Annotated in this window: 1 protein-coding gene and 1 pseudogene; both read right to left on the bottom strand. The window is 70.5% G+C overall.

The genetic code is table 11. From position 1 onward, the window contains the following. Positions 1-1027: polyketide synthase dehydratase domain-containing protein (locus E1258_RS32690; protein ID WP_243715839.1), on the bottom strand; the 1027-nt coding region annotated here is incomplete at its 3' end. A gap of 87 nt (positions 1028-1114) precedes the next feature. After that, a pseudogene (locus E1258_RS36085) lies at positions 1115-1297 on the bottom strand (acyltransferase domain-containing protein); the annotation flags it as partial. Positions 1298-1301 lie beyond the last annotated feature (4 nt).

Consider the following 1301-nt stretch of genomic DNA (forward strand, 5'->3'; position numbering starts at 1 on the left):
ACACCACGTCACCGGACGCATCCGCCCCACCATCACCCGACACCGGCACCCACCGCACCGCGTAGAGCGGTTCCTCGGGGGCCGCGAGTTGCGACAGGTCGACGGGGCGAAGGGTCAGCGATTCGACGGTGGCGACCGGTGCCCCGGCGGGATCGGCGACGGCGAGCGAGACCCGCTCGGCATCGTGGCGGCGCAGGTGTACGCGGAGAGCCGTGGCGCCGGCCGCGTGCAGTCGTACGCCCTGGAACGCGAACGGCAGCCGGGCCGTCTCCTCGTCCCGGTCACCGCCGAAGAGCAGCCCGTGCAGGGCGGCGTCCAGGAGGGCGGGATGAAGCCCGTATCGCGCGGCCTCCTCCGTGGCGGTATCCGGCAACTCGACCTCGGCATACACGTCGTCACCGACCAGCCAGGCGGCGCGCAGCCCACGGAAGGCGGGACCGTAGTGGTAGCCGGCTTCGGCGAGGCGGTCGTACAGGTCGTCGACGGCAACCGCGCGCGCACCGACCGGCGGCCACCTGCCCGCCAGGTCCTCCCCGCCCTTCCCGTCGGCGCCCGCCAGCAGGCCGGTGGCATGCCGGACCGGCTGCCCGGAGTCGTCAACGGACGAGACAGTCAGCTCACGGTTGCGGTTCTCGTCGGGCTCGCCGACCCAGACCTGCACCTGTGCGGGTACGGTCAGCGGGGCGTGGAGGGTGAGCTCGCGCAGGACCGGTGCGCCGACCTCGTCGCCGGCCCGGATGGCCAGTTCCACGAAGCCGGTGCCGGGCAGGATCGCCGTGTCGCCGGCGACGTGGTCGGCCAGCCATGGCAGGCGCTCGGTGGAGAGCAGACCGCTGAGCACGCGCTGGCCACCGTCCGAGGCGGCGGTCGCGGCGAGCATCGGATGGCGTACGGGCTGCAGCCCGAAGGCTTCGGCGTCTGCCCCGGCCTGGCCGCCGCTGAGCCAGTAGCGCTGGTGTTGGAAGGGATACGTCGGTAGGTCCGCAGGAGCAACACCCGTGAACAGACTGGCCCAATCAATCGGCACACCCCGCACCCACAACTCCGCCGCCGACCGCAACACCCGACCCCAACCACCCTCACCCCGACGCAACGTCCCCACCACCACCGGCTGATCAATCCCAAACGTCAACACCGGATGCGCACTCACCTCCACAAACACCTCAAACCCATCCCCCGCCAACGCCTCAACCGCATCCCCAAACCGCACCCGCGACCGCAAATTCGCAAACCAATAACCCGCATCCAACACCTCCCCATCAACAACCCCACCAGTCACCGACGAATACAACGGCACAACC

Source organism: Micromonospora sp. KC207, from assembly GCF_004348615.1.
In the GTDB taxonomy this organism is placed as follows: Bacteria; Actinomycetota; Actinomycetes; order Mycobacteriales; family Micromonosporaceae; genus Micromonospora.